Raw genomic sequence first — 25,220 nt, forward strand, 5'->3', positions numbered from 1 at the left:
GAAATCAGGATGAATCTGGAACACTACTTAACCGAGCATCACCAGGGGACCCGGCGACAAATCGTGCGCCTGTTGCGCCAAGAACGAGTGACCGTTAACGACGCCGTGGTGGTCACGGGACATACGACCGTCGCGAAGACGGATCGCGTCTGCGTCGACGGATTGACCGTGACGGGCCGTCAGCCGCAATACTTGGTGTTTAACCGGCCGTTAGGGTTTCAGGATGATCTGACCCCGACGACTCCCCGGAGCCTGGGCGGCCTGCTCAACGACTTCGATCGGCAGTGGCAACTCACCGCCTTAGCGGACCTACCCAAGGAGGCCACGGGGCTGGTCTTGGCCAGTGACGACCCGCACTTCTTGACCGATCTGCAACAAATCGGCTGGCCCAGCCAGCTGACCGCCCAGTTAACGGGACCGGTGGCCCCCGATTTAACGGCGGTCAAGGCTGCCGTGGCCTGGCAAGATCTAACGGTGACGCCGGATGCGGTGAGACAAACCACGACCATCGTGGGTACCACCAAGGGTGTAGCCGCCGCGGTGATCGCCCTAAGCCAATTACCGGAGCTGATCGGTCCGGTGATCCGAACGGGCGTGGGACCCTTGGCGTTACCCGGGGATTTACCCGTGGGTACCTATCGGGGGCTCTTCGCGCCGGAAATCGATGCACTGGTCGCGCCGTTAGATGTGACAACGCGGTCTGAAGACTAAGGGCCTGTCTTGAAAGCCCGGTCTGGAGGATTCAGCGCTTCCGAACCAACCCGCTCAGCAATGGGCTGCTAAAAATTAAAGCATATAAATCAGGGACTTCGCGAAAAACGTGAAGTCCCTGATTTTGGTTGAGCTGAAATTGGTGTGGCTCTACGCTTGGGCCTCGTGGGCCTTCATGAAGGTGGGCAACTGTTCCGTGATCTGGTGGGGCAAAACCACGTATTGGGTCCGAGCCAATTCTTCGGCGATGGCGCTGTGGCTGTAAACGGCCGCTAACACGGCGTCGGTGGGATTACTGAACTGGGCGAGAAACCCGCCGACCATGCCGGCGAGGGTGTCGCCCATGCCTCCGGTCGCTTGCGCGGGGGTTCCCAGTGGGTTCTCGTAGGTGCCAGTTGGCGTGTAGATCTCGGTGCGGTGGGATTTAAGCACCACCGTGGCGTGCAGGCGGTCGACCATTTGTCGGTTGGCTGCTTCGGTCTGATCGGCGATGCGAATCCCACTGATCCGTTGCCACTCCATCTGGTGGGGGGTTAAGACCAATGGCACGGCGGGCAGGGCCAACTGGTGTTCGGCGACCAGGGTGATGGCCGAACCGTCTACGACTAGGGTCTGTTGTGGGGTCACTAAAGTAAAGACCCGTTGTAAGGTGGCCAGCGCCGTGGCGTCCGTGCCTAAGCCGGGACCGATGACGATCACGTTGGCACCGGTGACTAACGAGGTGAGTAAGGCAGTGTCGTGATAGTCGGCAAACATGGCTTCGGGCAACCGGGCATGAAGACTTCCCTGATTGCTGGGATCGGTGAGGGTGGTCACCAGCCCCGCGCCGGCGTACACGGCCGCGGCACTGGCCATGATGATGGCACCACCGAAGTTCTGGTTACCCCCAATCAAGACGATGCGTCCGTAAGTCCCCTTGTAACTATCGGCCGGACGTTGCCGAATGGTCTGCGGTAAAATTTTTGCGGTCAGGGTTTGCATCCTGAGGACTCCTTTCGGTTTCAAGTAGTTTCAGTATAGCATGATTGAAAAGTTACAGTGAAAACGTTCTCTTGGTATGCTAAAATGAGGGATAAGTAACCTGCGGCACGGTCCGCAAGATATCAGTGAGGAGGCTCAATCATGGCAATTGATTGGCAAAAATTAGCACAGCACTACCGCGACGCTTACCTGGCGGATCTGAAAACGTTAGTCGGCATCGACAGTTCGCGTGACGACTCGCAGGCCACGGCTGACTACCCGTTAGGTCCCGGGCCCGCCAAGGCGTTGATCGCCTTTTTAGACCTAGCTAAACGCGATGGGTTTACGGTTAAAAATTTAGATAATTTAGTGGGTTACGTCGAGTACGGGAGCGGCGATCAGACGTTGGCCATCCTGGGACACGCCGATGTGATGCCGGCGGGGAAGGGCTGGTCAACCGACCCGTTCGAACTCACGGCTAAAGACGGCAACCTTTATGGTCGGGGAACTTCCGACGATAAGGGCCCGGCCCTGGCCGCTTATTACGGCTTAAAAATGTTAAAGGACCAAGGCATCGACCCGAAGATGAAGATTCGGTTTATCATCGGGACCGATGAAGAAAGTGATTGGACGGGGATGACCCATTACCTCGACTTGGAACCAGCACCGACACTGGGCTTTTCACCGGACGCCGAATTCCCACTGATCAACGGCGAAAAGGGTAACGTGACCTTCGAGACCCACTTTGGCGGTCGCAACGTTGGCCCGTTCACCTTACAAACCTTCGAGTCCGGTCTGCGGATGAACATGGTGCCACGCGACGCCGAGGTCACGGTCACGGTCCCGGATCCGGCTAAACTGAAAACCAGCTTTGACATGTTCTTAGCCCACGCACCGGTCACCGGGGACCTCACGGTTGACGGGACCACGGCGCACCTTCAAGTGGTCGGGAAGGCCGCTCACGGGATGGAACCGAAGAACGGCATCAACGCCGGAACGTATTTGGCTACCTTCCTGGGTCAGTTTGAATTTGGGGGCGACGCCGCGGACTTCCTGCACCTGATTGCCAACGACCTGCATGACGATTCCCGGGCACACCGGTTAGGTTTGAACTACACCGATGACGTGATGGGTGATTTGACCATGAACGTCGGAATCATGACGTTTAAGGCCGACCAGGCGGGACTGGTCAACACCAACTTCCGGTACCCGACCGGCACCGGTGCGGCGCAGATCTTAGCGGGGCTCAAACGGGCCACCGCGCAAATGACCGTCACGGTCGAACAAGGGCGCGAAATGGTGCCCCATTACGTCGATCCGAGTGACCCGATCGTGGCCACGTTAATGGACGTTTACCGGCAACAGACCGGGGACACCACGGCCCAACCCGAGGTGGTTGGCGGGGGGACTTACGGTCGCTTGATGAAGCGGGGCGTGGCCTTCGGGGCTTTGTTCCCCGGCACGGCCGACACCATGCACCAAGCCGACGAGTTCCAACCGGAAGCCGACCTCTTGAAGGCGATGGCCATTTACGGTCAAGCAACCTACGAATTAACCAAGTAGGGCCGAAGGAGGAAACGAGATGGCACAACAATATCAGCGGATTTTAGTCGGTGTCGATGGGTCGCGGCCCTCGCGGCGGGCGGCGGAAAAAGCCATTGCGGTCGCGCAGCGAAACCGGGCTGAATTGGTGATTGCGGCGGTCATGAGTGGTGGCCGTTACGTGGGCTTAGGCACCACCGAAGTTGGGTTCGGGTACGTCGACCAACAGGTGATGGACGAAGCACGTCAGGAGTTCAGCGATATCGTCGATAGTTATCGGCAAAAGGCGGAAGCGGCGGGCGTTAAGAACGTTACCACGTCCGTGTACTACGGGCACGCCAAGGTCGATTTGGCCCGGACGTTACCCCAGGAGTTTGATATCGACTTGATCATGCTAGGGGCGACGGGGTCGAACGTCGTCGAACGCATGATGATGGGCTCGACGGCCAGTTACGTCGTGACCAACGCCGTGTGTGACGTGTTGGTCGTCCGGACCGACAACCACAATCGCGCCAGTAAAATTAAAGTCAATCAATTAGGTTAAGCCCCAGATGGCTAAGCGTTTAGTTGCGCTTAGCCGTTTTTGTGTCACAAAAATAGCGTGGCCCCGTCTTCGGGTCACGCTATATAAATTAAATAATTAAAGTCGGTTTAGAGACGGTGAATATCTAAAACGCTACCGGTCTTAGCGTCGGCAATGAATTGATATTGGACCAGTTGGTCATCTTCATAGCGGGTGATGCCCCCGTAGTAGACGCGGGTCTTGACCGCGAATTTTTGAAACGGCACGGTTTGCCGTTCAATCCAAGCCCCTTCAATGGGGGATTCTTGGCGAAATTGGCGCTTCACTTGATCCAAAATCGTATCTGGATCCAAATGGGTGAGACCGCTGAACAAGCGGGTGATGAAAATGCCCATGATGCCGCCGAGTACCCCGCCGAGACTTAATTGATAAAGTTGACCATTTTTAGCAGCCATACGACCGCCTCCTTAAGCAAATAGGTTATTGGGCAATGTTACCACCACTTCTGTCTTTAGTATAGCAATGATTGCGGGGAAGTTCCCGTAAAAAGCTAGAAAAAGCCGAAAAAGTTCGGTCGCCGTGGTTGGGGTGGCTGAGGGGGCACTTTAGACGCGGTGGCGACTGGTCAGAAACTGGGTGCGCCGGCGAAAGGAGTGTCAGGGTGTACGGTTGTAAACTTAAAGTTCGACAAGTTGCCTAAAAATGCTATAATGGTGGGCGTATATTTTTAAACTTAAATAAAGGAGTGTTGTTTTATGGAACAATTACCCAAGATGTCAGCGACGGAGTTAAAAGATGTTGTGAAGTCCGGCAAAACCATGCTGTTCTTCTCGGCCACCTGGTGCCCTGATTGCACGTTCATTAAGCCCGCAATGCCGGCGATTGAAGCCGAATATCCCGATTTTAAGTTTATGGCGGTTGATCGTGACGAGAACATCGATTTAGCTGCTGAATTAAATGTTTTTGGTATTCCGAGTTTTATTGCCTACGCCGACGGTCAAGAAATTGGCCGGTTGGTAAACAAGGATCGTAAGACCCAGGCGGAAGTGGAAACGTTCATTAATTCGTTATCCACGCCTGCCGACTAAACCCGTTTGAAAGGATCCCGACATGTTAATTGCTAGTTACAATCCCCGTGAGTTAGGGGATACTTTGATTGTCATCGTTGCACAAGATACGCCAGAACAGGCCCACACGGTCCGCGACGGTATCGCGCGGATTTATGATCCCGCGACCGAAAAGACCCTGGGGTACAACTTCTTAGCGGCCACCGAAATTTTACCCGCACTACAGGGCCAGGGCCAAGTGCCCCTCTCTACAGCCGACGTCGCGGCGCTAAACCAGGCGTTAGAGGCCGCCGGATTTGCTGGTGAATTGGTTGCCGAAACGCGGTCACGATTCGTGGTGGGGTACGTGAAAACGGCCACGCCACATCCCGATTCGGACCACCTGCTGGTGACCGAAACGGTGGTGGATAACGACCAGACGGTCCAAATCGTGAGTGGGTCACCGAACATGCAGGCCGACATCAAGGTGGTCGTTGCCAAGGTGGGGGCCATGATGCCCAACGGTTTGATCATCTGGCCCGGTGAGTTGCGCGGCGTGCCAAGTAACGGGATGATCTGTTCAGGACGTGAATTGGGCTTAGCGAATGCACCCCAACGTCCTGGTGCGTTAATCTTGCCGGATGATTACCAGGTCGGTGATGACTTTGACTTCGACCGGGGTCAAACCATCTTCGTGGCCGACTAATGCGGTTATTTCAACGAAAAGACAAACTGTCTAAGAAATGTTAGGGAAAGCGGGTCAGGCCTTGTCGCCAACCCGTTTTTTTGTGTACAATAGGGAAGATTAGCAACGATAGCGAGTTGCCAATGGAATCGGGGAATGCGTCTTTGCGACGCCCGCTCCTCTGAAAAGATAAAACTGACGCGCACCTGGCGTCAAGGAGGATGCCACATGGAACACTATGATGGGCCGGCGTTTTACCGTAAATTTCCGGTAAAACCAACCCCTGTACAACACGAAGAACCCTTAACCCAACGGGCAGCCTCACAGGTCAAGCACCGACAGGAACGTAATGCCCGAACGCAGCGAGAAGCGGAAGCGGCGCACGCTGCGGTTAAAAACTTACAACCAACCACCACGACCAAATCACAACCAAGTCAGCCGGCTAGTGGGAGTTATCGCCCGTTTCAGGTCACCGAAATTCCCCGTCAGCTGCATTGGTCGTCCCAGCAGACCACCCCGCAACGGCAGCGTTACCAACGGTTGATCGACCGGTTACATAAGCCGTTGGCGTCGTTTTTCACCTTTGGCCAACCGGGGGAGACCGCACCGGCAAGTGAAACGCCCACGGTGGTCTTTACACCGAGCGTCTCGTCTGCAGCGACGTCTGGGAGCACGACGAGCTTAACGGCTAGTGCGACCACGCAATTGGCGACGCCGACTAGCCAGGCGATCGCTGAGCCCGCACGTTCCGCACAGGCAAGCGAGCAGTCGGTGACTAATCAATCGGCGAAGATGAGCATCTCGACGCAACCGCCAGTGTCCGCTTCGCTGAGCGCCACCACCGTGACAACCAGTACGGTGACGGCCGCCCAATTCGTGGAACCGATCCCCACCGAGATTATTTATCCGAGTGCGTCGGCCACACGCTTAGAAGTGGCGTCGACGACCGATCCGGTGAGTGCCGCGACGAGTAGTGTGTCGGACGTTACGACGCCCACTCGGCGGCCCGTCGACTATCTGCCGGTGGGAACGCCCGTTGCGGCCCCTAAGGCGGTCAAGACGACGGCAGTAGCGGATGTTTCGGAATCAGAAAGTAAGACCAGCACCAGCGACCGGGACGTTCAACGGTTGCTGGACCGCACTGAAGAATCTACGGCGAGTGCCCCGGCAACGGGATCCAGTCAGTCGCTGAGCACCAGTCAGGCGACCGAACCCGTCAACACCACGTCAGCCGGCGCCCCAACCAGTGCGACCGCGACGCAAGTTTCGGCGTCCGCGTCAGCGACGCCCAGTCAAACATCAGCCGCGCCGACACCGAAGGCTAAGCCCCGACGTGGGTTAGGCATGGCGTTGGGGGATATCATGCAAGAAGAGGGGAACGACCAGCGGGACCTGGCCCTCTTTGCCGACGCGCCAACGACCGCACCAGTGACGCCGACCGAGGCGGCCCCGACCCGGGGCTATCACTTCCCGGATCTGAGCCTGTTACCGAAGCCGGTGATTCCGGACGAGGCGGCTTTAGACGAATGGATCGAACATCAAGGGGAGGTCCTCGACGCAACCCTGCAGGCCTTTCACGTGGATGCGCACGTCACCGACTGGACCGTGGGGCCCACGGTCACCCAATTTCAAATCAGCCTCGCGCTAGGGGTCAAGGTCAATAAGATCACCAACTTAAACGATGACCTGAAACTGGCCTTAGCAGCGAAGGATATCCGGATCGAAGCCCCAATTCCGGGCAAGACCACGGTCGGTATCGAAATTCCGAACCTGAAGTCGCGACCGGTCATGCTGTCCGAGATCCTGAATTCGACGGCCTTTAAACAGAGCGATTCCCCCCTGACCGTGGCCCTCGGGGTCGACCTCTTCGGCAAACCACAGGTCACCGACCTGCGGAAGATGCCGCACGGCTTGATTGCCGGGGCTACCGGTTCCGGGAAGAGTGTCTTCATTAATTCGTTACTGTTGTCGATCCTCTACAAGGCCAATCCGCAACAGGTCAAGTTGTTGTTGATCGACCCGAAGGCCGTGGAAATGGCGCCGTACGACGGGTTACCCCATCTGTTGGCACCGGTGATTTCCGATCCCAAGGCCGCGGCGGCCGCCCTCAAGTGGGTCGTCACCGAAATGGATCAACGTTACGAAAAACTCGCCGCTGCGGGTGTCCGCAATATCGAGCAGTTTAATGATCGGGCGGACGCCAACGACGAACCCGGTTTAAAGATGCCGTACATCGTGATCATTATCGACGAATTGGCCGATTTGATGATGATGGCGGCCAGCGAGGTTCAAGACTACATCGTGCGGATCACCCAGAAGGCCCGCGCCGCCGGCATTCATTTGCTAGTGGCCACGCAACGGCCGAGTGTCGACATCGTGACCGGGACCATCAAGAACAACATTCCCACGCGAATCGCGTTCATGGTCTCCAGTCAGATCGATTCGCGGACGATTCTGGACACCACCGGGGCCGAAAGCCTACTGGGCCGCGGCGATATGCTCTACCTGGGTAACGGGGCCAGCCAGCCGATGCGGTTGCAAGGCGCCTACGTCGAGGCCGAGGTGGATCGCGTCACCGACTTCGTCCGGACCCAGGGAAAGCCCCAATACGCGTTCGAGCCAAAAGGTTTGTTACAAAAAGAAACCAACGAAGAGAACCAAGACGAGCTCTTACCGGAAGTTTTGCAGTATATTTCCCAGGAAAAAACCGTCTCGACTTCCAAGCTTCAACGGGTCTTTTCCATCGGGTATAATCGGGCCGCTAACCTCATCGACGACCTAGAACAACGGCATTACGTCTCACCCCAACATGGGTCAAAACCCCGTGAAGTTTACCTGACGCCGGACGATTTGGGCAAAGATCTGCCCGAACCCCATGACCAGGGTGCACCTTTTTCATCTTAAAATGAATAGTCCTCACCTCCTTTAAGGGACGAGTTCTTTTATGGGGGTGGGGGATATGCTAAAATAAATGAAGAGCGACTCGTCAGGAACTTTAGGTATTGGAGTTGAACCGAGTTGAGTAGAAAAGAGGATCATTTAATGGATAACGCAACGGTGTACCATTTTGTCGGAATTAAAGGATCAGGGATGAGTGCCCTCGCCCTGATTTTACATGATAAGGGTTTTAAGGTTCAGGGGTCAGATATCACGCAGTATACGTTTACCCAACGCGGGTTGGAACAGGCGAAGATCAAGGTTATGCCTTTCGACGAAGCCAACATCCACGAGGGCTTGACGGTGATCGCGGGGAACTCCTTTACGGATGACCATCCCGAAATCAAGAAGGCTCGCGAAATGGGCCTGCCCGTCTACCGTTACCACGAATTCTTAGGTCACCTGATCGAAGGCTACACCAGTATCGGGGTGGCCGGGGCTCACGGGAAGACCAGTACCACGGGTCTGTTATCCCACGTCTTAAGTGGCGTGGCACCGACGTCTTACCTGATTGGTGATGGAACCGGGAAGGGCACGCCGAACGCGCGGTTCTTCGTCTACGAAGCCGACGAATACCGGCGGCACTTCCTGGCCACCAAGCCAGACTACGCCATCATGACCAACATCGACTTCGATCACCCCGACTATTACAAGGGAATCGACGACGTCTACAGCGCCTTTGAAACCTGGTCTAATCAGGTCAAGAAGGGCATCTTTGCCTGGGGCGACGATCCCGAATTGCGGAAGCTCAAGACCGACGTACCGGTGTACTACTACGGGACCAAGGATCGCGACGACTTCCAAGCCAAGAACATCAAGCGCTCGACCACGGGTTCGAACTTTGACGTTTACCATGACGGTGAACTCTTAGGCAACTTTGAAATTCACTTGTACGGCGAACACAACGTACTGAACAGTTTGGCCGTCATCGCCGTGGCCTACTTTGAAAAGGTCAACATGGACGAAATCAAACACGAATTAGCCGATTTCAAGGGCGTTAAGCGTCGGTTCACCGAACGGAAGATGGCCGACATGACCATCATCGACGACTACGCGCACCATCCATCCGAAATTAAGGCCACGTTGGACGCTGCCCGGCAAAAGTATCCGGACAAGGAAATTATTGCCGTCTTCCAGCCACATACGTTTAGCCGGACGATTGCCTTGATGGACGACTTTGCCAAGAGCCTGAACTTAGCGGATAAGGTTTACCTGACCAACATCTTCAGTTCCGCGCGGGAAAGTCACGGGGCCGTGTCCAGTAAGGACCTTGCCGCCAAGATCACTAAGGGTGGCGAGATCCTGACGGTCGACAACATGTCGCCGTTACTGGATTATCACGATGCCGTGGTGGTCTTCATGGGTGCCGGTGACGTGCAGAAGTACGAACGGTCTTACGAAGAATTACTGAGTCATTTATCACTGAAAAACAACTAAAGTTAACTGACGAAGGGATGGCTACGGCCGTCCCTTTTTTAGTGGCGTGTCCGGCGCCCAGTTTAACTAATTTTGACCAATAACGATGACTTTCAGATAGATTATTGGCCCTTTGTGAATAGATTTGGTAGAATATATCTTAGTAAATTTAAAGAGTGGTTACTGGTTTACCCAGTAGCTAAGTCGGGAATTGATTTGAAAGAAGGAGCGCTTTTATGAACAATTTTCAACAACAGCCCCGTGAAACGATTAATACCCAAGTCGGCCTGAACGCCTTTTTGACCCGGATGTTCGGTTGGATGGGGGCTTCAGTCTTAGTATCCGCCTTGACGGCCTACCTGATGGTGGCTAGCAATGTGCGGTTAGGTAGTGGGGGCATGTTAGTTGCCTTGATTGCTTGGTTTATCTTACCGTTTGTGATCTCGGGTCAGTCCATGAAGCGGCCAACCACCGCCATCGTGGGGTTGATGGTCTACGCGGTCTTGACCGGAGCGGTCGTGTCGATGTACGCCTACGTGTACACCGGTGCCGCGATGGCCGGAGCGTTCGTTTCCAGTGCCGCCGTGTTCTTAACCATGGCGACCATCGGGTTAACGACCAAGCGTGACTTATCCCGGATCGGGACGCAAGCCACGGCCGCGTTGATCGGGTTGATCGTCGCCATGATCATCAACATGTTCTTGCGGAGTAGCATGATTGCGTTGATCTTCTCGTTTATCGCCGTGATTATCTTTGCGGCCTTGACCGCGTGGGATACGCAGAAAATGCAAAAGATGTACTTACAATACGGTGATCAGGTGTCCATGACGGGGCTCGCCATTAACGGGGCCTTACAATTGTACTTGGACTTCGTCAACCTGTTCTTACAACTGTTACAAATCTTCGGGATCTTTGGTGGCAGCCGCGACTAAGGTTCACTAAGCCCGTTGAAACGAAGTGTTAGGAGTCCTGGCCGCGTGCCGGGACTTTTTTTGTGGGGCAGCACCTAGGTTTTGTTTCGGGTTTGCCCGTTTTTTTGGTAAAATAGAGCCAGAATATGCGAACGCGACGGCGGTTAAGTTGCGTGAAAGGAGCCCATTATGGCGGAGAAACGATTATTATTGATCGACGGGAACAGTGTGGCCTTTAAGGCATTTTTTGCCTTGTATAATTCCCTGAGCCGGTTTACCAACGGTGAGGGATTACACACCAATGCCATTTACGGCTTCAATACGATGCTAGAAACCATGTTAGATAACGTTAATCCAACTCACGTGCTGGTAGCCTTTGATGCCGGCAAGGTGACGTTTCGGACTAAAATGTACGATAATTACAAGGGCGGCCGGGCCAAGACGGCCCCGGAACTCTCCGAACAATTTCCCTACCTAAGGGACCTCTTAACGGCCCGGGGCATTAAGACCTACGAGTTGCCCGACTACGAAGCCGACGACATCATTGGAACCACGGCCAAGCGTGCCGAGAAAGCCGGTTTCACGACCACGATTGTGACCGGGGACCGGGACCTGACCCAACTGGCCGACGAGCGCACCACGGTGGCGATTTCGAAAAAGGGCGTTAGCGAGATCGAACGCTACACCCCGGCCTACGTCAAGGAAAAGCTGGGCGTCACGCCCGAACAGATCATTGATATCAAGGGGCTTAGGGGCGACACGTCCGACAACTATCCCGGTGTGACCGGCGTGGGGCCGAAACGGGCTGTCGACCTGATCGACAAGTACGGCAGCGTCGAAGGGGTTTACGACCACATCGACGAAATCACCGCCAAGAAGCTTAAGGAACACTTGGTTGAAGATCACGCTAACGCCGTTTTGTCGAAAAAATTAGCGACGATCAACCGCGACGCACCGGTGGACCTGACGCTAGACGATTTGGTCTACAACGGCCCCGACATGGACGCGTTGGTGGCTTTTTATCAACAAATGGACTTCCGGAAGTTCCTTCAGGGTCTGTCCGTGGACGGCGAAACGCCCAGTGCCTTACCCGGCTTGGCGGACATCGCCTACACCGAGTTAACAGCGGACAACCTCAATAGCGTTCAGTTGGACGGGGAGTGTGCCTTCTACCTGGAAATGGACGGGGACAATTACCACCTGGCCGAGTTTGCCGGGTTCGTGATTGGTGCTCAGGATCACTGGTGGGTCAGTCGCGACGTGCGGTTGTTACAACAGGAACCACTGAAAGGGTATCTGGAAGACGCACAACGGCCTAAGCAGGTCTTTGACGCCAAGCGGACCTACGTGGGCTTAAACCGGCTGAACATCACCTTAACCGGGGTCGACGGGGACCTACTATTGGCCTCGTATCTGTTGAACACCTACGATAACAGTAACGACCTGGGCCGCGTGGCCGCCGAACACGGTTACGATCAGGTGGAGACCGACGAAGACGTCTACGGCCGGGGCGCTAAACGCGCGATTCCGGACGACGATCCCGTCTTCTTCAGTCATCTCGCGCGCAAGGCCCGCGCCATCGAACACCTCAAGGCGCAACTTTTCAAGGATCTGGAGACTAACGACCAGGTTAAACTGTACCGGGAGATCGAACTGCCGATGGCCTTCGTGTTGGCCCGGATGGAAATTGCCGGGATCACGGTGGATGCCGGGGAGCTCGAAGCCATGGGCAGCAAGTTTAGCGAGCAGTTGGCCGAAATCGAACAAACGATTTATAACGAGGCCGGTGAAGAATTCAATATCGGCTCACCCAAGCAACTGGGCCACATCCTGTTTGAAAAGATGGGATTGCCGGTCATCAAGAAGACCAAGACCGGGTACTCCACGGCCGTGGGCGTCTTGGAGAAACTGGCGGCTGATGCGCCAATCGCCGAGAATATCTTGAAGTACCGCAAGATTGCCAAGATCCAGTCGACCTACGTGGAAGGGCTGTTAAAGGTGATCCACCCCGACGACCACAAGGTCCACACCCGTTACCTGCAGACGCTGACCCAGACCGGGCGGCTGTCGTCCGTGGACCCGAACTTACAAAACATTCCGGTTCGTAGCGAGGAAGGCAAGGCGATTCGTAAGGCCTTTATTCCGCGGCACCCGGGCTGGCAGATTTTCTCGTCCGACTACTCGCAGATTGAACTGCGGGTGTTGGCCCACATGAGTCACGACGCCAACATGCAGGAAGCCTTCAGGGAAGGCCAAGACATTCACGCCGCCACCGCCCGGCGGATCTTTAAGCTGGGACCCGATGAAGAGGTCACGCCGAACATTCGGCGGCAAGCTAAGGCGGTCAACTTTGGGATCGTCTACGGCATCAGTGATTTTGGGTTGTCCCAAAACATTGGCATTCCCCGCAAACAAGCAAAACAATTTATTGACACCTACTTCGAGGAATATCCGGGCGTTAAGGCCTACACGGAACGGATGGTTCAACTGGCCCACGAACAGGGCTACGTCGAGACCATCGCGCACCGCCGGCGGTACTTACCGGACATCAATTCCCGTAACTTTAACCAACGGTCCTTTGCCGAACGGACGGCCATGAACACGCCGATCCAGGGGAGTGCGGCGGACATCATCAAGATTGCGATGATCCGGATGGAAGACGCCATTAAGGACTTGCAGGCCACCATGCTGTTACAGGTCCACGATGAACTGATCTTCGAGGCGCCCGCTGAAGAAATGGCGACGTTAGAAAAACTGGTCCCGAAGATCATGGATTCGGCCGTGCCACTGGAGATTCCGTTAAAGGTCGACAGCCATTACGGGCCGACCTGGTACGACGTGAAGTAGGCGGAAAGAAGGAAACAGTATGCCAGAATTACCAGAAGTGGAAACGGTTCGACGGGGACTGACCCAGTTAGTCGCGGGGGCCACCATCGACCACGTGGAGGTTTTTTATCCCAAGATGGTCACGCCGGAACCGGAAGTCTTTACGGCCGAACTGATTGGCCGCAAAATTGAAAAAATCGATCGGCGGGGCAAGTACCTGCTGTTTCGGTTTAGTGGAAACCTGACGATGGTGTCGCATCTGCGGATGGAAGGCAAGTACGACGTCCAACCGGAAGGCAGTCCCGTGACCAAGCACACCCACGTGATCTTTCACCTGACCGATGAACGGGAATTACGGTACACGGATACCCGGAAATTTGGGCGGATGCGCCTGTTAAAGACCGGTACGGAGGCCGAAGCCCTGCCATCGTTGGCTAAGATGGGCCCGGAACCCACGGCCGACACCTTAACGCTAACCTACATGCAAAAAATCTTCGGTAAATCCCATAAGATCATTAAGCCGTTTTTGTTGGATCAATCCCGGATCGCGGGGTTGGGCAACATTTACGCCGATGAAGTCTTGTGGTTAGCCAAGATCAACCCGTTAACGCCAGTGGATACGGTCACCGACGACCAATTGGAAACGTTGCGGCAGGCCATCATTGCCGAAATCAAGAAGGCCATTGCCGGGCACGGCACCACCGTGCACTCCTTTTCCACGGCTTTCGGGGAAGCCGGGCAATTTCAAAATGACCTGCACGTGTATGGTCGCGAGGGCGAACCCTGTGAGCGTTGTGGCACCGAGATCGTGAAGATCAAGGTCGCCCAGCGGGGCACGCACTATTGCCCGCACTGTCAACCATTACCGCCATCGGCTGAGGGGATGTTCGATGATGACTAGAGTCTGGGGTTTGACCGGAGGAATTGCCACCGGGAAATCGACCGTGAGTGCTTGGTTACGACAAGCCGGTATTCCGATCATCGATGCGGACTTGATTACCCGTGACGTGGAAGCGCCCGGGACGTTGGGGCTCGAAAAAATTGCGGCGGCCTTTGGAGACGACTACCTCCAAGCTAACGGTACGTTGGACCGGCGACGTTTGGGCCAATTGGTCTTTAACGATCCAGCCCAGCTAGCCCGTTTAACGGCGATTACCACGCCGCTGATTCAAGCCGAAATTCGCCGGCAACTTGCCGCGTATCGCCACCGAGAGGCCCCCTTAGTCGTGGTGGATGCCCCGACGCTGTTTGAGGTGGGGTACCTACAAGATTGGGTCGACCAGATCATGGTCGTGGCCACCACGCCCGCGCAACAAAAGCAGCGGTTGATGGCCAGAAATGGGTTGTCCGCCGCCGAGGCTCAGGCCCGAATCGACCGGCAATGGCCGATTGATCGCAAGGTGGCGGCCGCGGATACGGTGATCGACAATCGCGGTGACATTACCCAAACGCATCAACAAGTGGTAAAATGGCTTGACGCGAACAAATTTTAAAAAATAGACTTTAACATCAAATGAGGTGACCAATTATGCAGTGTCCGCACTGTCATCACAATGGCTCCCGGGTCGTCGATAGTCGTCCCACCGACGACGGCCGGGTGATTCGTCGCCGTCGGGAGTGCGAGAGCTGCGGCTTTCGGTTCACGACGTTCGAGCGCGTGGAAGTGACCCCGTTACTGGTGATCAAGAAAAACGGGACGCGCGAAGAATTTAACCGCGAAAAGATTTTACGGGGGATTATCCGCTCCGCCGAGAAACGACCGGTGGGGATGGATGCCATGACCTCGATCGTTGACGAGGTGGAAAATAAGATTCGGGCCTTAGGGGTCAATGAAATCTCCAGTCAGGTGATTGGCGAATACGTCATGAACCGACTGGTCGACGTGGATGAAATCGCCTATATCCGGTTTGCTAGTGTTTACCGGCAATTTAAGGATACCGGGGTGTTCTTCAACGAATTGAAGGATATTTTGGATAAGGATAAACTCAAAGAAAATCACCACAAAAAGGGGCAAAGCGAGGCGAAGTAGGCAATGGAGGATTCTTGGCACCAATTAAGTCCCAAAACGGGCTTTGAGGTCCGCTTAGCCGATCGCCTCACGGAACAAAGCTGGCAGACGTTAAGCCAGTTGTACCAACCCGTGATTGGACCGCTGGCCGCTGGAGCGTTTAGCGGTCTCTTTTGGTTACCGCAACGCGACCACTTACACCGCCATGCGGTGCTTTTGGCCACGCTGGGCGTCGATCTGGCCCACTTTTACGACGCGCGGGTCCGGTTAGAAGCCACGGGGCTGCTAACGACCACGGTGACGCAGGCCAGTGACCTGACCACGTTTACCTATACGTTGCACGCGCCGTTGTTGCCGGCGGCCTTCTTTAACGACGATCTGTTGAGCGTGCAACTCTTAGACGCCGTGGGGGAGGACTTTTATCAGGAACTAGTCACCCAAAATACGCCGGCGGTCGCCCCTACCGACGGCCAAGACATTACCAAGACCTTTCTGGACGTGTTCCAGGTGGTCGGTGGGGAACTCAAACAGTTGCCGAAAGCAATAACGGCTAGTCGTCAACATTTACCGGCGACCCCGACAACCCCTAAACTGGGCGCGGCCCCGACGGATTTTGACTGGCAATTGCTGGGACAAATCCTGGAACATTCCTACGTCGACGCAACGGCGTTACAGGTGCACCGTCAACTCTTCTTGACGGAACACGTGACCTACGGCATCGATGAACCCACCATGGCACGATTTATCGGGGAGGCCACTAATTTGGCGACCAATCAGTTCAACGCGGAGCAGTTTAAACGGTTGATTGCCCAGCAGTTCGGCCAACAACACCGCGGCCAAAGTGCTACGACCGCCGCGACACCGGCCGCAACAACGCCCACGGCCAAGACCAGTCAGGCAGAGCGGGCGTTGATCCAGGTCGCCACGGCGACCCCACCGGTCAACTTTTTGCAGGCCATCAAGAAACAAACGGGGGGCTTCATCACGGACGGGGAACAACGCATCGTCCGGGATTTGGTCGGGCGGCAGCTGTTTCCCACCAGCGTCTTGAATTTGATGATCTACCACGTGCTGGTCGATGAGGATCGGCCCACGTTGAATAAAAACCTACTCGACACGATTGCCAACGATTGGAGCAAGGCGGGCATTCAAACGCCGGCGCAAGCCATCGCGAAAATTCGGGACCGGCAAAAGGCCGCCCAGCAGCCGAAATCCCGCCGGACGGGAAATCGGCGCAACGGGGGGACCCCGACCGTCAGAGAAACGCTACCGGATTGGGCGAAGAAACCAACGACGGCTAACCCGACACCGACGGGGAAGCCGGCTCAGTATACGGCGCAACAGAAACAAGAACTGGCGGAACGCATTGCCCGGTTCAAACAGCGCCGTGAAGGAAAGGAGGAGTCCTAATGGAAGATATCAGTAAGACCATGCAGGAAATGATGAGTAAGCGTCACCTGAATCATAACTACCGTCAGTTGATGGACCAAGCGTTTGCGGATCCGGAGGTCACGGCCTTTATTCAGACCAACCAAGCCGACCTCGCGGAGGACGTCTTGGCCCGTTCGGCCTCTAAGATCTACGAGTTCGTCACGGAGCGTGATAAGGTCAGACAGGGCGGCCAGACGTTTGCGGCGGGGTACGAACCCCGGCTAATCGTCGCCAACCACCTGCTCGATGTCGCCTACGTGCCGACCGCGGCCACCATGGAAAAACAGGCTCAGCAGCAATTGCAACGCCGGGTCCGCGCCATTGCGATGCCCAAGGACATTCGCAATGCCGAACTGGATAATTTTGATAACGATAACGATCGTATGGAAGCGTTGATGGCCGCCACGGAGTTCATTGATAACTACGAAAACAGCCCCCATCACCGGCACCAGGCGTTATATCTCTCGGGAAGTTTTGGTGTGGGGAAGACCTACCTTTTAGCGGCGGTCGCCAATCAATTGGCCGCCGACGGGTTTTCCAGTACGCTCGTTCACTTTCCGAGCTTTGCGGTCGAAATGAAAAACGCCATCGCCAAAAACGGGGTTGGTGATAAACTGGATGCCATCAAAAAAGCCCCCATCCTGATGATCGACGATATTGGCGCCGACGCTATGTCCGCGTGGGTTCGAGACGACGTATTGGGTGTGATCCTGGAGTACCGGATGCAAGAGGAACTGCCGACGTTTTTCAGTTCGAACTTCTCCATGGCCCAACTGGAAAACGAACACCTGCGGATCTCTACGCGCGGGGATGACGAGCCCCTAAAGGCCCAACGGCTCATGCAACGAATTCGGTTCTTGGCGCGAGAAATCGTTATGGTGGGGGCTAATCGCCGACCACAATAAAAATGACGACTTATCCTTGACAAGGACTAGCCACGAGTGTTTAATAGACGTTGAAGCAACAAATGCTTAGACAAGAGACACGATTTTAGCGGTGCCGTTTCCAGGAAGAGGGAGCCTTGATTGGAAGTTCCCTTAAACGCCCGTTAGAATTACCGCTCTGGTAGCAGTCGGAAGGAAATTTCCGGCCGGTTCGTTCCGTTATCGACGACTAGAGTTCACGGGGGCGTAGTCTCCGTGAAGAAGATCGGGTGGAACCACGTTATTGACGTCCCCAGTGTCCTTAATTGGATGCTGGGGACTTTTTGCGTCGACACTCAAATATAGAAAAGGGAGATCAGATATTATGGCAGATATTTCAATTAAATTCCCTGATGGCAAGGTTCAATCCTTTGCCGAAGGAACGACGCCGGAAGACGTTGCCAAGTCCATTTCAATCAGTTTAGCAAAAAAGGCCGTTGCCGCTAAGTATAACGGTGACTTGGTCGACTACCTGACCCCACTCAAGGGCGACGGCGAAATCGAAATCGTAACGAAGAGTGACGCGGATGGGCTAGTTGTTTTACGGAACACCGCTGCCGCTTTGCTCCGGATTGCGTTAAAGAAAGACTTTCCCGGCATTCGTTTAGGGGCCGCCAGTGCTGAAGACGACGGGTTCTACGTGGATACCGACAAGGACGACCAACAAGTCAGCGCCGACGAATTAGACGCTTTGGCCGTGGTCATTGAAAAGTTAGCCAAGGATAAGTTAGCCATCAAGCGGATTGCCTTAAGCAAGGATGACGCCTTAGCCCAAGCCAAGGACGATCCTTTCACGACCGACTTGATCAAGGCCGTGGCCGGCGACCAAGTCCCATTCCTACAAATTGGGGACTACCAAGTCTTAAGTGACGGTGCCCAACTCGCCAACACCGGTGATGTGAAGCACTTCAAGCTCTTGTCCGTTGCTGGTGCTTACTGGCAAGGCAAGTCCTCGAACCCCATGCTCCAACGGATTTACGGGACCGTCTTCTTCAAGGATGGCGAATTAAAGGACGACTTGGCTAAGCGCCAAGAAGCCCGCGAACGGGATCACCGGGTGATCGGGAACCAATTGGATCTGTTCTTCGTTGATCCGAAGGTCGGCGCCGGCTTACCTTACTGGATGCCAAACGGGGCTACGATTCGGCGGACCATCGAACGGTACATCATCGACAAGGAAGTCGCTAACGGGTACCAACACGTTTACACGCCAGTGCTAGCTAACTTGGATCTGTACAAGCAATCCGGTCACTGGGCTCACTACCGCGAAGACATGTTCCCACCAATGGACATGGGTGATGGCGAAATGTTGGAATTGCGGCCGATGAACTGCCCAAGTCACATTCAGATTTACAACCACCACATCCGGTCTTACCGGGAATTACCATTACGGATCGCTGAACTTGGGATGATGCACCGTTACGAAAAGTCCGGTGCCCTGAGTGGGTTACAACGGGTTCGGGAAATGACGTTAAACGATGGGCACACCTTCGTGGCGCCAGACCAAATCCAAGACGAATTTAAGCGAATCTTGAACTTGATGGTCCAAGTCTACGCGGACTTTGACATCAACGATTACACTTTCCGGTTGAGTTACCGTGATCCGAAGAACACCGAAAAGTACTTTGATGATGACGAGATGTGGAACAAGGCCCAACACATGTTGAAGGGTGCCATGGACGACCTGGGCTTGGATTACGTCGAAGCCGAAGGGGAAGCCGCCTTCTACGGTCCTAAGTTGGACGTGCAAACCAAGACGGCCATGGGGAACGAAGAAACGTTATCCACTATCCAATTGGACTTCATGTTGCCAGAACGCTTTGACTTACACTACATCGGTGCCGATGGTGAAGAACACCGTCCAGTCATGATTCACCGTGGCTTGGTTTCCACGATGGAACGATTCACCGCTTACCTGACCGAAATCTACAAGGGGGCCTTCCCAACCTGGTTGGCACCTAAGCAAGTCACGATCATCCCGGTTTCCGAAGAAAAGCACGGGGCTTACGCCGATAAGTTGGCTGCCGAAATGAAGGCTGCTGATATTCGGGTCAACGTCGACAAGCGGGGCGAAAAGATGGGTTACCTCATCCGAGACGCTCAGACGCACAAGATTCCGTACACCCTGGTTGTTGGGGAACAAGAAATGGCCAACGACAGTGTGTCCGTGCGGAAGTACGGGGAAGACGACGCCGTTTCTATGAGCAGTGACGCCTTCATGAAGGAAATCTTGGCCGACATCGCTTCTTACAGTCGTGAAGGCGATGCTAAGGGTGAAGAACGTAAAGTTGAAAAGAAGTTAGACCAAGACTAAAAAAAGTCTAGAGTCAGTCAAAAAAGTGTGAGTTTGATTGTTAGGGCGTCAACCGTTTCTCTGCCAGGCTAAACGGTGGGCCGCCGGAACAATTAAAGCCTTAGTCGCTGTAAACCCCTAAAAGGTGGTTGACAAGCTCAATCGATCCTGATATGATGGTTGAGTTGAGAAATTAAGCAGAGGCTACCGCTTCTCGCCTAGTGACCCCATGTTGCTGGGCTGGATATGCACGTTAATTCCATCTTTTAGATTGGAATTTCTTGCGGGAGCCGTTTGATTTTCATCAAAGGTTCCCGCATTTTTTGTCTCATGTGATTCTCAAGATTATTTTGGAGGTGGATTACCATAGCAAACGACACGATTGTCAACGAGGGGATTCGCGCACGCGAAGTCCGGTTGATTGCCGACAACGGTGACCAATTAGGAATCAAGTCCAAGCGAGATGCATTGCAGATCGCCGAAGACGCCAACCTCGATTTAGTTTTGGTTGCACCGAAAGCCAAGCCACCAGTAGCCAAAGTCATGGACTACGGGAAATACCGGTTCGAGTTGCAGAAAAAGCAACGCGAAGCGCGTAAGAAACAAAAAGTGGTCAGTGTTAAGGAAGTTCGCTTGAGTCCTACCATTGATACCAACGACTTTAACTTTAAGTTGAAGAACGCTAAGAAGTTCTTGACTAAGGGTGAAAAGGTGCGGGTATCGATTCGGTTTAAGGGTCGGGCAATTACCCATAAAGACATTGGTCGCGAAGTGTTGAACCGGATGGCGCAGGAAACTGCTGACGTCGCAACGGTTGAACAACGGCCAAAGATGGACGGCCGGAGCATGTTCCTGATGCTTTCGCCCATCGCTGAGAAAAAGTAAGGATTGATGCGGTAATCACTTGCGATTACCGACACAAGGAGGATATTTCGTACTATGCCAAAGATGAAGACCAACCGTGCTGCAGCCAAGCGTTTTAAAGTAACTGCTAAGGGCGGAATCAAGAGTGCCAATGCTTACACGTCTCACCGTTTCCACGGTAAGACCAAGAAGCAACGCCGGAACCTTCGTGGGACCCGGATGATGGACCAAACGACCATCAAGACTTACCGGAGTTTATTACAAAAGTAATTCGGTCGTTAAAATTTCGGGTTGACGAGTTAATCGTCGCCATAATGTTTGAATTGATTTAGGAGGAAAAGATTATGCCACGAGTTAAAGGCGGTACTGTTACACGCGCACGTCGTAAGAAAGTTTTAAAGTTAGCTAAGGGTTACCGGGGTTCCAAGCACCGTTTGTTTAAGGTTGCTAAGGACCAAGTGATGAAGGGCCGTCAATACGCATTCCGTGACCGGAAAGCGACTAAGCGGAACTTCCGTCAACTTTGGATTGCCCGGATCAACGCCGCAGCCCGGATCAACGGTCTGAGCTACAGCAAGTTGATGCACGGTTTGAAGTTAGCCAACATTGACGTTAACCGGAAGATGTTAGCCGACTTAGCAGTGAACGATGCTGCTGCCTTCAAGGCCTTAGCTGACCAAGCTAAGGACGCATTGGCTGCTTAATTCAGTTAATGAGAAAAAGACTTCGCTGGCGATCAGCGGGGTCTTTTTTAATAAGGTGGACCACCCCTAAAGCACGGAGCGGGTGGTGAACCACACCGGGTCCGGTGAAGGGGTCGGAGTGGTAAAATCCGTTGAGATTGCGTATAATATAGTGCTAGATATTATTGGGACGAAGGGAGGAGTCACCCGCATGGTTGCTGGATTAAAACCCACGTGGATGGTTACCAACATTTATGATTTGACCCCTAAAGACTTACGAGCCCAGGGGGTGCGGGCGGTTTTGACGGATTTGGATAACACGCTGATTGCGTGGAATAATCCGGACGGAACACCCGAGCTTCGTCATTGGTTGAACTTATTAGAATTAGCGGGGATTCAGGTGATTGTGGTGTCCAACAACAGTCGCCAACGGGTCGACCGCGCGGTGGCCCCGTTTCGGTTACCCTACATTCACCGGGCGTTAAAGCCCTTTGCGTGGGGCTTGAAACGGGCATTACGCCGTTGGCATTTTCGCCGTGATGAGGTCATTATGGTTGGCGATCAAATCATGACGGACGTCTGGGCGGCTAACCGCAGCGGCATTCGCAGCGTGTTGGTCCAACCCATCTTGAAGTCGGACGCTTGGATTACCAAGGGCAACCGGCTAATCGAAAAATTTGTGATGTGGCGGTTACGCCACGTCTACCCAGAATTAACTTGGCAGGAGGATTTGAATGAACGAAAAGCACATTGACCCCGTATTAGTTGACGGGGAACCCTTACGGTGTATTGGGTGTGGCGCCATGCTCCAAACGACGGACAAAACGGCGCCGGGCTATACGCCCCAATCGGCGTTAGACAAGGGCCTGGAAACGGAAACCCAAGAAGTGTATTGCCAACGCTGTTTTCGGCTGCGGCACTACAACGAAATCGTGCCCGTTGGCTTGACCGACGATGATTTCTTGCAGTTACTGACCCAGATTCAGGACGCCAACGCCCTGATCGTTTACGTGGTGGATATTTTTGACTTCAACGGGAGTCTGATTCCAGGACTACACCGGTTCGTCGGGGAAAACCCAGTCCTGTTAGTCGGTAACAAGGAAGACTTGATGCCGAGCTCACTCAAGCGCGGTAAGTTACAGGACTGGTTACGTCAACGTGCGAACGAGGCGGGCTTACGGCCCATCGATGTGACGTTACTGAGTGCCAAGACCAACCAATCCGTCGACGATTTACTTAAAAAGATCGACAAGTACCGGGGCGACCGCGACGTCTACGTGGTTGGGGTCACCAACGTGGGGAAATCCACGTTAATTAATCAAATTATCCGGCAAAACACCGGCGTTAAGGACCTCATCACCACGTCACGGTTCCCCGGGACCACGTTGGATAAGATTGAATTGCCACTGGATGACGACCACGTGTTAGTGGACACCCCCGGGATCATTCAAAACCAACAAATGGCGCACTTCTTGACGGGCAAGGACCTGAAGATTGTGACGCCCCAAAAGGCGATCAAGCCCAAGGTGTACCAGTTAAACGACCAACAAACACTCTTTTTGGGTGGGGTCGGCCGGTTTGATTACAACCAGGGGCCGAAGACGGGCTTTACGGCCTACTTCGAAAATAACCTGTACCTGCACCGGACTAAGTTGGCCAATGCCGATGACTTCTACGCGCGGCAACGGGGCGACTTATTGACGCCGCCGGTAGCGGATAACACGGATTTCCCACCGTTAGTCGCTCATCCCTTCAAGACCACGGTCAAGAGTGACCTAGTCTTTGAAGGGTTAGGATGGATTACCGTGCCCGCCGGGGTCAACGTGACCGGTTGGGCCCCCGAAGGCGTTGGGGTGTTGTTACGCCGAGCAATGATTTAATATATATGGAGGAAACTAATTTGTTACGAGGTAAGCAGAAACACTACTTACGGGCACAAGCCCATAGTTTACGGCCCATCTTTTCCGTGGGCAAGAACGGTCTCAACGAAACTTGGTTGGACCAACTGACCGGGGCGCTGGAAAAGCGGGAATTGATCAAGATCAATCTGCAACAAAGCGCCGAGGTGACGGTGGCGGATACCAAAGCCTACATTGAAGGCAACACCGATATTCAAGTCGTGCAGACGATTGGTCGGGTGCTGGTTTTGTACCGGCCCGCGACGGACGCCGACAACCAACGCTTTTCACCAGTGGTTGAAGATATGTAGGGAGGTTTGACAGCGTGGTTAAGATTTCAGAACGGACGAGTACGCAAACGGTGACCCAGATGACGGCCACTGCGAAGAAACGCCGCATTGGAATTTTAGGGGGGACCTTCAATCCGCCACACCTGGGACACCTGGTGATTGCGGATCAAGTGGCCACCCAATTAGGGTTAGACAAGGTGCTGTTTATGCCCGATGCCGAGCCACCCCACGTTGATCGGAAACTCACGATTCCCGCGGCCGATAGAGTGGCGATGGTCAAGGCGGCCATTGCGGATAATCCGCGGTTCGACCTGGAACTAACCGAGGTGCAACGGGGTGGGTTGAGCTATAGCTACGATACCATGTTGCAGTTGACGCAGCAGCATCCCGAAAATCAGTACTACTTCATCATCGGCGGGGACATGGTGGCTTACCTACCGAAATGGCACCGCATCGATGAGCTGGTCAAGCTGGTTCAATTCGTGGGGGTCTGCCGCCAAGGCTACGCCCACGAATCACCGTATCCGGTGCTCTGGGTCGACGTGCCCAACATTGGCATTAGTTCGACCATGATTCGGCAACGAGTCCGTAACGGCCAGTCCGTGCGGTATCTGGTGCCGACCATGGTGGATTTATATATAAAGGAGCATCTGTTATATCGTGACTGAGATGACCTATACGCACCACCTGTTTCCCGGGACGCGGGCGGACTTATTAGCACGCTTACGTGAGCAGCTCAATGACAGTCGTTACCAACACGTGTTACGTGTGGAAGCCACGGCGATGGCGTTGGCCCGGGCCAATGACGTTGATTTGGAGAAGGCCAGCATCGCGGGGTTGATCCACGACTACGCCAAGCAACGGCCGGATCAGGACTTTATCGACGCGATTCACCGCTACGATTTAGACCCCGCACTACTAGCCTATGGCAATCCCATCTGGCACGGGGTGGTGGGGGCCGAATTGATTAAGCGCGAATTGCACATTACCGACGAGGATATTTTAAACGCGACGCGGCATCACACCACCGGTGCCGCTTATATGACCCCACTGGAGCAGATCGTGTACATGGCCGATTTCATCGAACCGGCGCGCGATTTCCCCGGGGTGGAGCAAGCCCGGCAGTTGACCGCCGACAAGCTCGGTTTAGGTGTGGCGTATCAAGCCAAGCACACGCTAGAATATCTCATTCATAGCGGCAAGGTCGTTTACCCGAAGTCACTCGTGACGTACAATGCTTGGATTCAACGCTACCCGAACGTTTGAGAGGAGA

At 54.4% G+C, this 25,220-nt stretch carries 25 protein-coding genes; 23 read left to right on the plus strand and 2 right to left on the minus strand.

All coding sequences use genetic code 11. From position 1 onward, the window contains the following. The first annotated feature begins 9 nt into the window (after positions 1-9). Positions 10-711, plus strand: coding sequence for a pseudouridine synthase domain-containing protein (locus FD25_RS08015; protein ID WP_057803112.1), 702 nt, complete (start codon positions 10-12; stop codon positions 709-711). A 150-nt stretch (positions 712-861) separates the two neighbouring features. Here FD25_RS08015 and FD25_RS08020 read toward each other — a convergent pair whose 3' ends face one another. Next, the gene (locus FD25_RS08020; protein ID WP_057803113.1) at positions 862-1,692 is read right to left on the minus strand and encodes an NAD(P)H-hydrate dehydratase; all 831 of its coding nucleotides are present in this window, start codon (positions 1,690-1,692) and stop codon (positions 862-864) included. Between the two features lie 141 nt (positions 1,693-1,833). Between FD25_RS08020 and pepV the strand changes: the two genes are divergently transcribed. Both pepV and FD25_RS08030 read left to right on the plus strand, forming a co-directional pair. Beyond that, positions 1,834-3,234 carry a dipeptidase PepV gene (gene pepV / locus FD25_RS08025; RefSeq protein ID WP_057803114.1) on the plus strand — a complete coding sequence of 467 codons (1,401 nt, stop codon included), beginning with the start codon at positions 1,834-1,836 and terminating at the stop codon, positions 3,232-3,234. Positions 3,235-3,253: 19 nt separating this feature from the next. After that, positions 3,254-3,757: a universal stress protein gene (locus tag FD25_RS08030; RefSeq protein ID WP_057803115.1), complete on the plus strand. Its 504-nt coding sequence runs from the start codon at positions 3,254-3,256 to the stop codon at positions 3,755-3,757. Positions 3,758-3,864: 107 nt separating this feature from the next. Here the strand turns inward: FD25_RS08030 and FD25_RS08035 are convergent, their stop codons facing one another. Next, entirely contained in the window at positions 3,865-4,191 is a 327-nt protein-coding gene (locus tag FD25_RS08035) for a PepSY domain-containing protein (protein ID WP_057734157.1), read from the minus strand. 300 nt (positions 4,192-4,491) lie between these two features. Here FD25_RS08035 and FD25_RS08040 point away from each other — a divergent pair, with 300 nt between their 5' ends. The 20 genes from FD25_RS08040 to yqeK all read left to right on the plus strand — a co-directional run bounded on the left by FD25_RS08040 (position 4,492) and on the right by yqeK (position 25,213). Then, entirely contained in the window at positions 4,492-4,824 is a 333-nt protein-coding gene (locus FD25_RS08040; RefSeq protein WP_057803116.1) for a thioredoxin family protein, read from the plus strand. A 22-nt stretch (positions 4,825-4,846) separates the two neighbouring features. Further along, on the plus strand, positions 4,847-5,488 hold the full coding sequence (gene ytpR / locus FD25_RS08045) for a YtpR family tRNA-binding protein (RefSeq protein ID WP_057803117.1): 642 nt from the start codon (positions 4,847-4,849) through the stop codon (positions 5,486-5,488). A gap of 207 nt (positions 5,489-5,695) precedes the next feature. Beyond that, positions 5,696-8,371, plus strand: a complete 2,676-nt coding sequence (locus FD25_RS08050; RefSeq protein ID WP_057803118.1) for a DNA translocase FtsK — start codon at positions 5,696-5,698, stop codon at positions 8,369-8,371. 138 nt (positions 8,372-8,509) lie between these two features. Beyond that, positions 8,510-9,841 carry a UDP-N-acetylmuramate--L-alanine ligase gene (murC, locus tag FD25_RS08055; RefSeq protein ID WP_057803119.1) on the plus strand — a complete coding sequence of 444 codons (1,332 nt, stop codon included), beginning with the start codon at positions 8,510-8,512 and terminating at the stop codon, positions 9,839-9,841. A 215-nt stretch (positions 9,842-10,056) separates the two neighbouring features. After that, on the plus strand, positions 10,057-10,752 hold the full coding sequence (locus tag FD25_RS08060) for a Bax inhibitor-1/YccA family protein (RefSeq protein WP_057803120.1): 696 nt from the start codon (positions 10,057-10,059) through the stop codon (positions 10,750-10,752). A gap of 168 nt (positions 10,753-10,920) precedes the next feature. Continuing rightward, positions 10,921-13,578, plus strand: coding sequence for a DNA polymerase I (gene polA / locus FD25_RS08065; RefSeq protein ID WP_057803121.1), 2,658 nt, complete (start codon positions 10,921-10,923; stop codon positions 13,576-13,578). A 19-nt stretch (positions 13,579-13,597) separates the two neighbouring features. Then, positions 13,598-14,458, plus strand: coding sequence for a bifunctional DNA-formamidopyrimidine glycosylase/DNA-(apurinic or apyrimidinic site) lyase (gene mutM, locus FD25_RS08070; RefSeq protein WP_057803122.1), 861 nt, complete (start codon positions 13,598-13,600; stop codon positions 14,456-14,458). Beyond that, positions 14,451-15,050, plus strand: a complete 600-nt coding sequence (gene coaE / locus FD25_RS08075; RefSeq protein ID WP_057803123.1) for a dephospho-CoA kinase — start codon at positions 14,451-14,453, stop codon at positions 15,048-15,050. The genes mutM and coaE overlap by 8 nt, the downstream gene beginning before the upstream one ends. Positions 15,051-15,085: 35 nt before the next feature. Then, complete coding sequence (nrdR, locus tag FD25_RS08080) at positions 15,086-15,586, plus strand: transcriptional regulator NrdR (protein ID WP_057803124.1); 501 nt, start codon at positions 15,086-15,088, stop codon at positions 15,584-15,586. 3 nt (positions 15,587-15,589) lie between these two features. Next, positions 15,590-16,975 carry a replication initiation and membrane attachment family protein gene (locus tag FD25_RS08085; RefSeq protein ID WP_057803125.1) on the plus strand — a complete coding sequence of 462 codons (1,386 nt, stop codon included), beginning with the start codon at positions 15,590-15,592 and terminating at the stop codon, positions 16,973-16,975. Beyond that, complete coding sequence (gene dnaI, locus FD25_RS08090; protein WP_057803126.1) at positions 16,975-17,901, plus strand: primosomal protein DnaI; 927 nt, start codon at positions 16,975-16,977, stop codon at positions 17,899-17,901. The genes FD25_RS08085 and dnaI overlap by 1 nt, the downstream gene beginning before the upstream one ends. 343 nt (positions 17,902-18,244) lie before the next feature. Continuing rightward, entirely contained in the window at positions 18,245-20,233 is a 1,989-nt protein-coding gene (gene thrS / locus FD25_RS08095; RefSeq protein WP_057803127.1) for a threonine--tRNA ligase, read from the plus strand. A gap of 360 nt (positions 20,234-20,593) precedes the next feature. Beyond that, the gene (infC, locus tag FD25_RS08100) at positions 20,594-21,097 is read left to right on the plus strand and encodes a translation initiation factor IF-3 (RefSeq protein WP_057803128.1); all 504 of its coding nucleotides are present in this window, start codon (positions 20,594-20,596) and stop codon (positions 21,095-21,097) included. 54 nt (positions 21,098-21,151) lie between these two features. Next, complete coding sequence (gene rpmI / locus FD25_RS08105) at positions 21,152-21,346, plus strand: 50S ribosomal protein L35 (RefSeq protein ID WP_024746525.1); 195 nt, start codon at positions 21,152-21,154, stop codon at positions 21,344-21,346. A gap of 74 nt (positions 21,347-21,420) precedes the next feature. Further along, the gene (gene rplT / locus FD25_RS08110) at positions 21,421-21,780 is read left to right on the plus strand and encodes a 50S ribosomal protein L20 (RefSeq protein WP_057803129.1); all 360 of its coding nucleotides are present in this window, start codon (positions 21,421-21,423) and stop codon (positions 21,778-21,780) included. Between the two features lie 190 nt (positions 21,781-21,970). After that, the gene (locus FD25_RS08115) at positions 21,971-22,513 is read left to right on the plus strand and encodes a YqeG family HAD IIIA-type phosphatase (RefSeq protein WP_057803130.1); all 543 of its coding nucleotides are present in this window, start codon (positions 21,971-21,973) and stop codon (positions 22,511-22,513) included. Beyond that, positions 22,494-23,639 carry a ribosome biogenesis GTPase YqeH gene (gene yqeH / locus FD25_RS08120; RefSeq protein ID WP_057803131.1) on the plus strand — a complete coding sequence of 382 codons (1,146 nt, stop codon included), beginning with the start codon at positions 22,494-22,496 and terminating at the stop codon, positions 23,637-23,639. The genes FD25_RS08115 and yqeH overlap by 20 nt, the downstream gene beginning before the upstream one ends. Before the next feature lie 5 nt (positions 23,640-23,644). Next, positions 23,645-23,968: a ribosome assembly RNA-binding protein YhbY gene (gene yhbY, locus FD25_RS08125; RefSeq protein WP_057803132.1), complete on the plus strand. Its 324-nt coding sequence runs from the start codon at positions 23,645-23,647 to the stop codon at positions 23,966-23,968. A 14-nt stretch (positions 23,969-23,982) separates the two neighbouring features. Further along, positions 23,983-24,615: a nicotinate-nucleotide adenylyltransferase gene (locus FD25_RS08130; RefSeq protein ID WP_057803133.1), complete on the plus strand. Its 633-nt coding sequence runs from the start codon at positions 23,983-23,985 to the stop codon at positions 24,613-24,615. Beyond that, complete coding sequence (gene yqeK / locus FD25_RS08135; RefSeq protein WP_382309063.1) at positions 24,605-25,213, plus strand: bis(5'-nucleosyl)-tetraphosphatase (symmetrical) YqeK; 609 nt, start codon at positions 24,605-24,607, stop codon at positions 25,211-25,213. Before FD25_RS08130 ends, yqeK begins: the two co-directional genes overlap by 11 nt. Positions 25,214-25,220 lie beyond the last annotated feature (7 nt).

The sequence above is a fragment of the Levilactobacillus acidifarinae DSM 19394 = JCM 15949 genome, from assembly GCF_001434835.1.
In the GTDB taxonomy this organism is placed as follows: domain Bacteria; phylum Bacillota; class Bacilli; order Lactobacillales; family Lactobacillaceae; genus Levilactobacillus; species Levilactobacillus acidifarinae.

What these genes read in the sequence shown, in the direction of transcription:
- FD25_RS08115 (WP_057803130.1), top strand. Translation starts at nt 21,971, where the DNA reads ATGGTTGCTGGATTAAAACCCACGTGGATGGTTACCAACATTTATGAT.
- dnaI (WP_057803126.1), top strand. Translation starts at nt 16,975, where the DNA reads ATGGAAGATATCAGTAAGACCATGCAGGAAATGATGAGTAAGCGTCAC.
- pepV (WP_057803114.1), top strand. Translation starts at nt 1,834, where the DNA reads ATGGCAATTGATTGGCAAAAATTAGCACAGCACTACCGCGACGCTTAC.
- FD25_RS08035 (WP_057734157.1), bottom strand. Translation starts at nt 4,191, where the DNA reads ATGGCTGCTAAAAATGGTCAACTTTATCAATTAAGTCTCGGCGGGGTA.
- FD25_RS08015 (WP_057803112.1), top strand. Translation starts at nt 10, where the DNA reads ATGAATCTGGAACACTACTTAACCGAGCATCACCAGGGGACCCGGCGA.
- mutM (WP_057803122.1), top strand. Translation starts at nt 13,598, where the DNA reads ATGCCAGAATTACCAGAAGTGGAAACGGTTCGACGGGGACTGACCCAG.
- rpmI (WP_024746525.1), top strand. Translation starts at nt 21,152, where the DNA reads ATGCCAAAGATGAAGACCAACCGTGCTGCAGCCAAGCGTTTTAAAGTA.
- coaE (WP_057803123.1), top strand. Translation starts at nt 14,451, where the DNA reads ATGACTAGAGTCTGGGGTTTGACCGGAGGAATTGCCACCGGGAAATCG.
- murC (WP_057803119.1), top strand. Translation starts at nt 8,510, where the DNA reads ATGGATAACGCAACGGTGTACCATTTTGTCGGAATTAAAGGATCAGGG.
- ytpR (WP_057803117.1), top strand. Translation starts at nt 4,847, where the DNA reads ATGTTAATTGCTAGTTACAATCCCCGTGAGTTAGGGGATACTTTGATT.
- yhbY (WP_057803132.1), top strand. Translation starts at nt 23,645, where the DNA reads ATGGAGGAAACTAATTTGTTACGAGGTAAGCAGAAACACTACTTACGG.
- thrS (WP_057803127.1), top strand. Translation starts at nt 18,245, where the DNA reads ATGGCAGATATTTCAATTAAATTCCCTGATGGCAAGGTTCAATCCTTT.
- FD25_RS08060 (WP_057803120.1), top strand. Translation starts at nt 10,057, where the DNA reads ATGAACAATTTTCAACAACAGCCCCGTGAAACGATTAATACCCAAGTC.
- FD25_RS08040 (WP_057803116.1), top strand. Translation starts at nt 4,492, where the DNA reads ATGGAACAATTACCCAAGATGTCAGCGACGGAGTTAAAAGATGTTGTG.
- FD25_RS08030 (WP_057803115.1), top strand. Translation starts at nt 3,254, where the DNA reads ATGGCACAACAATATCAGCGGATTTTAGTCGGTGTCGATGGGTCGCGG.
- polA (WP_057803121.1), top strand. Translation starts at nt 10,921, where the DNA reads ATGGCGGAGAAACGATTATTATTGATCGACGGGAACAGTGTGGCCTTT.
- rplT (WP_057803129.1), top strand. Translation starts at nt 21,421, where the DNA reads ATGCCACGAGTTAAAGGCGGTACTGTTACACGCGCACGTCGTAAGAAA.
- FD25_RS08085 (WP_057803125.1), top strand. Translation starts at nt 15,590, where the DNA reads ATGGAGGATTCTTGGCACCAATTAAGTCCCAAAACGGGCTTTGAGGTC.
- yqeH (WP_057803131.1), top strand. Translation starts at nt 22,494, where the DNA reads ATGAACGAAAAGCACATTGACCCCGTATTAGTTGACGGGGAACCCTTA.
- FD25_RS08050 (WP_057803118.1), top strand. Translation starts at nt 5,696, where the DNA reads ATGGAACACTATGATGGGCCGGCGTTTTACCGTAAATTTCCGGTAAAA.
- nrdR (WP_057803124.1), top strand. Translation starts at nt 15,086, where the DNA reads ATGCAGTGTCCGCACTGTCATCACAATGGCTCCCGGGTCGTCGATAGT.
- FD25_RS08020 (WP_057803113.1), bottom strand. Translation starts at nt 1,692, where the DNA reads ATGCAAACCCTGACCGCAAAAATTTTACCGCAGACCATTCGGCAACGT.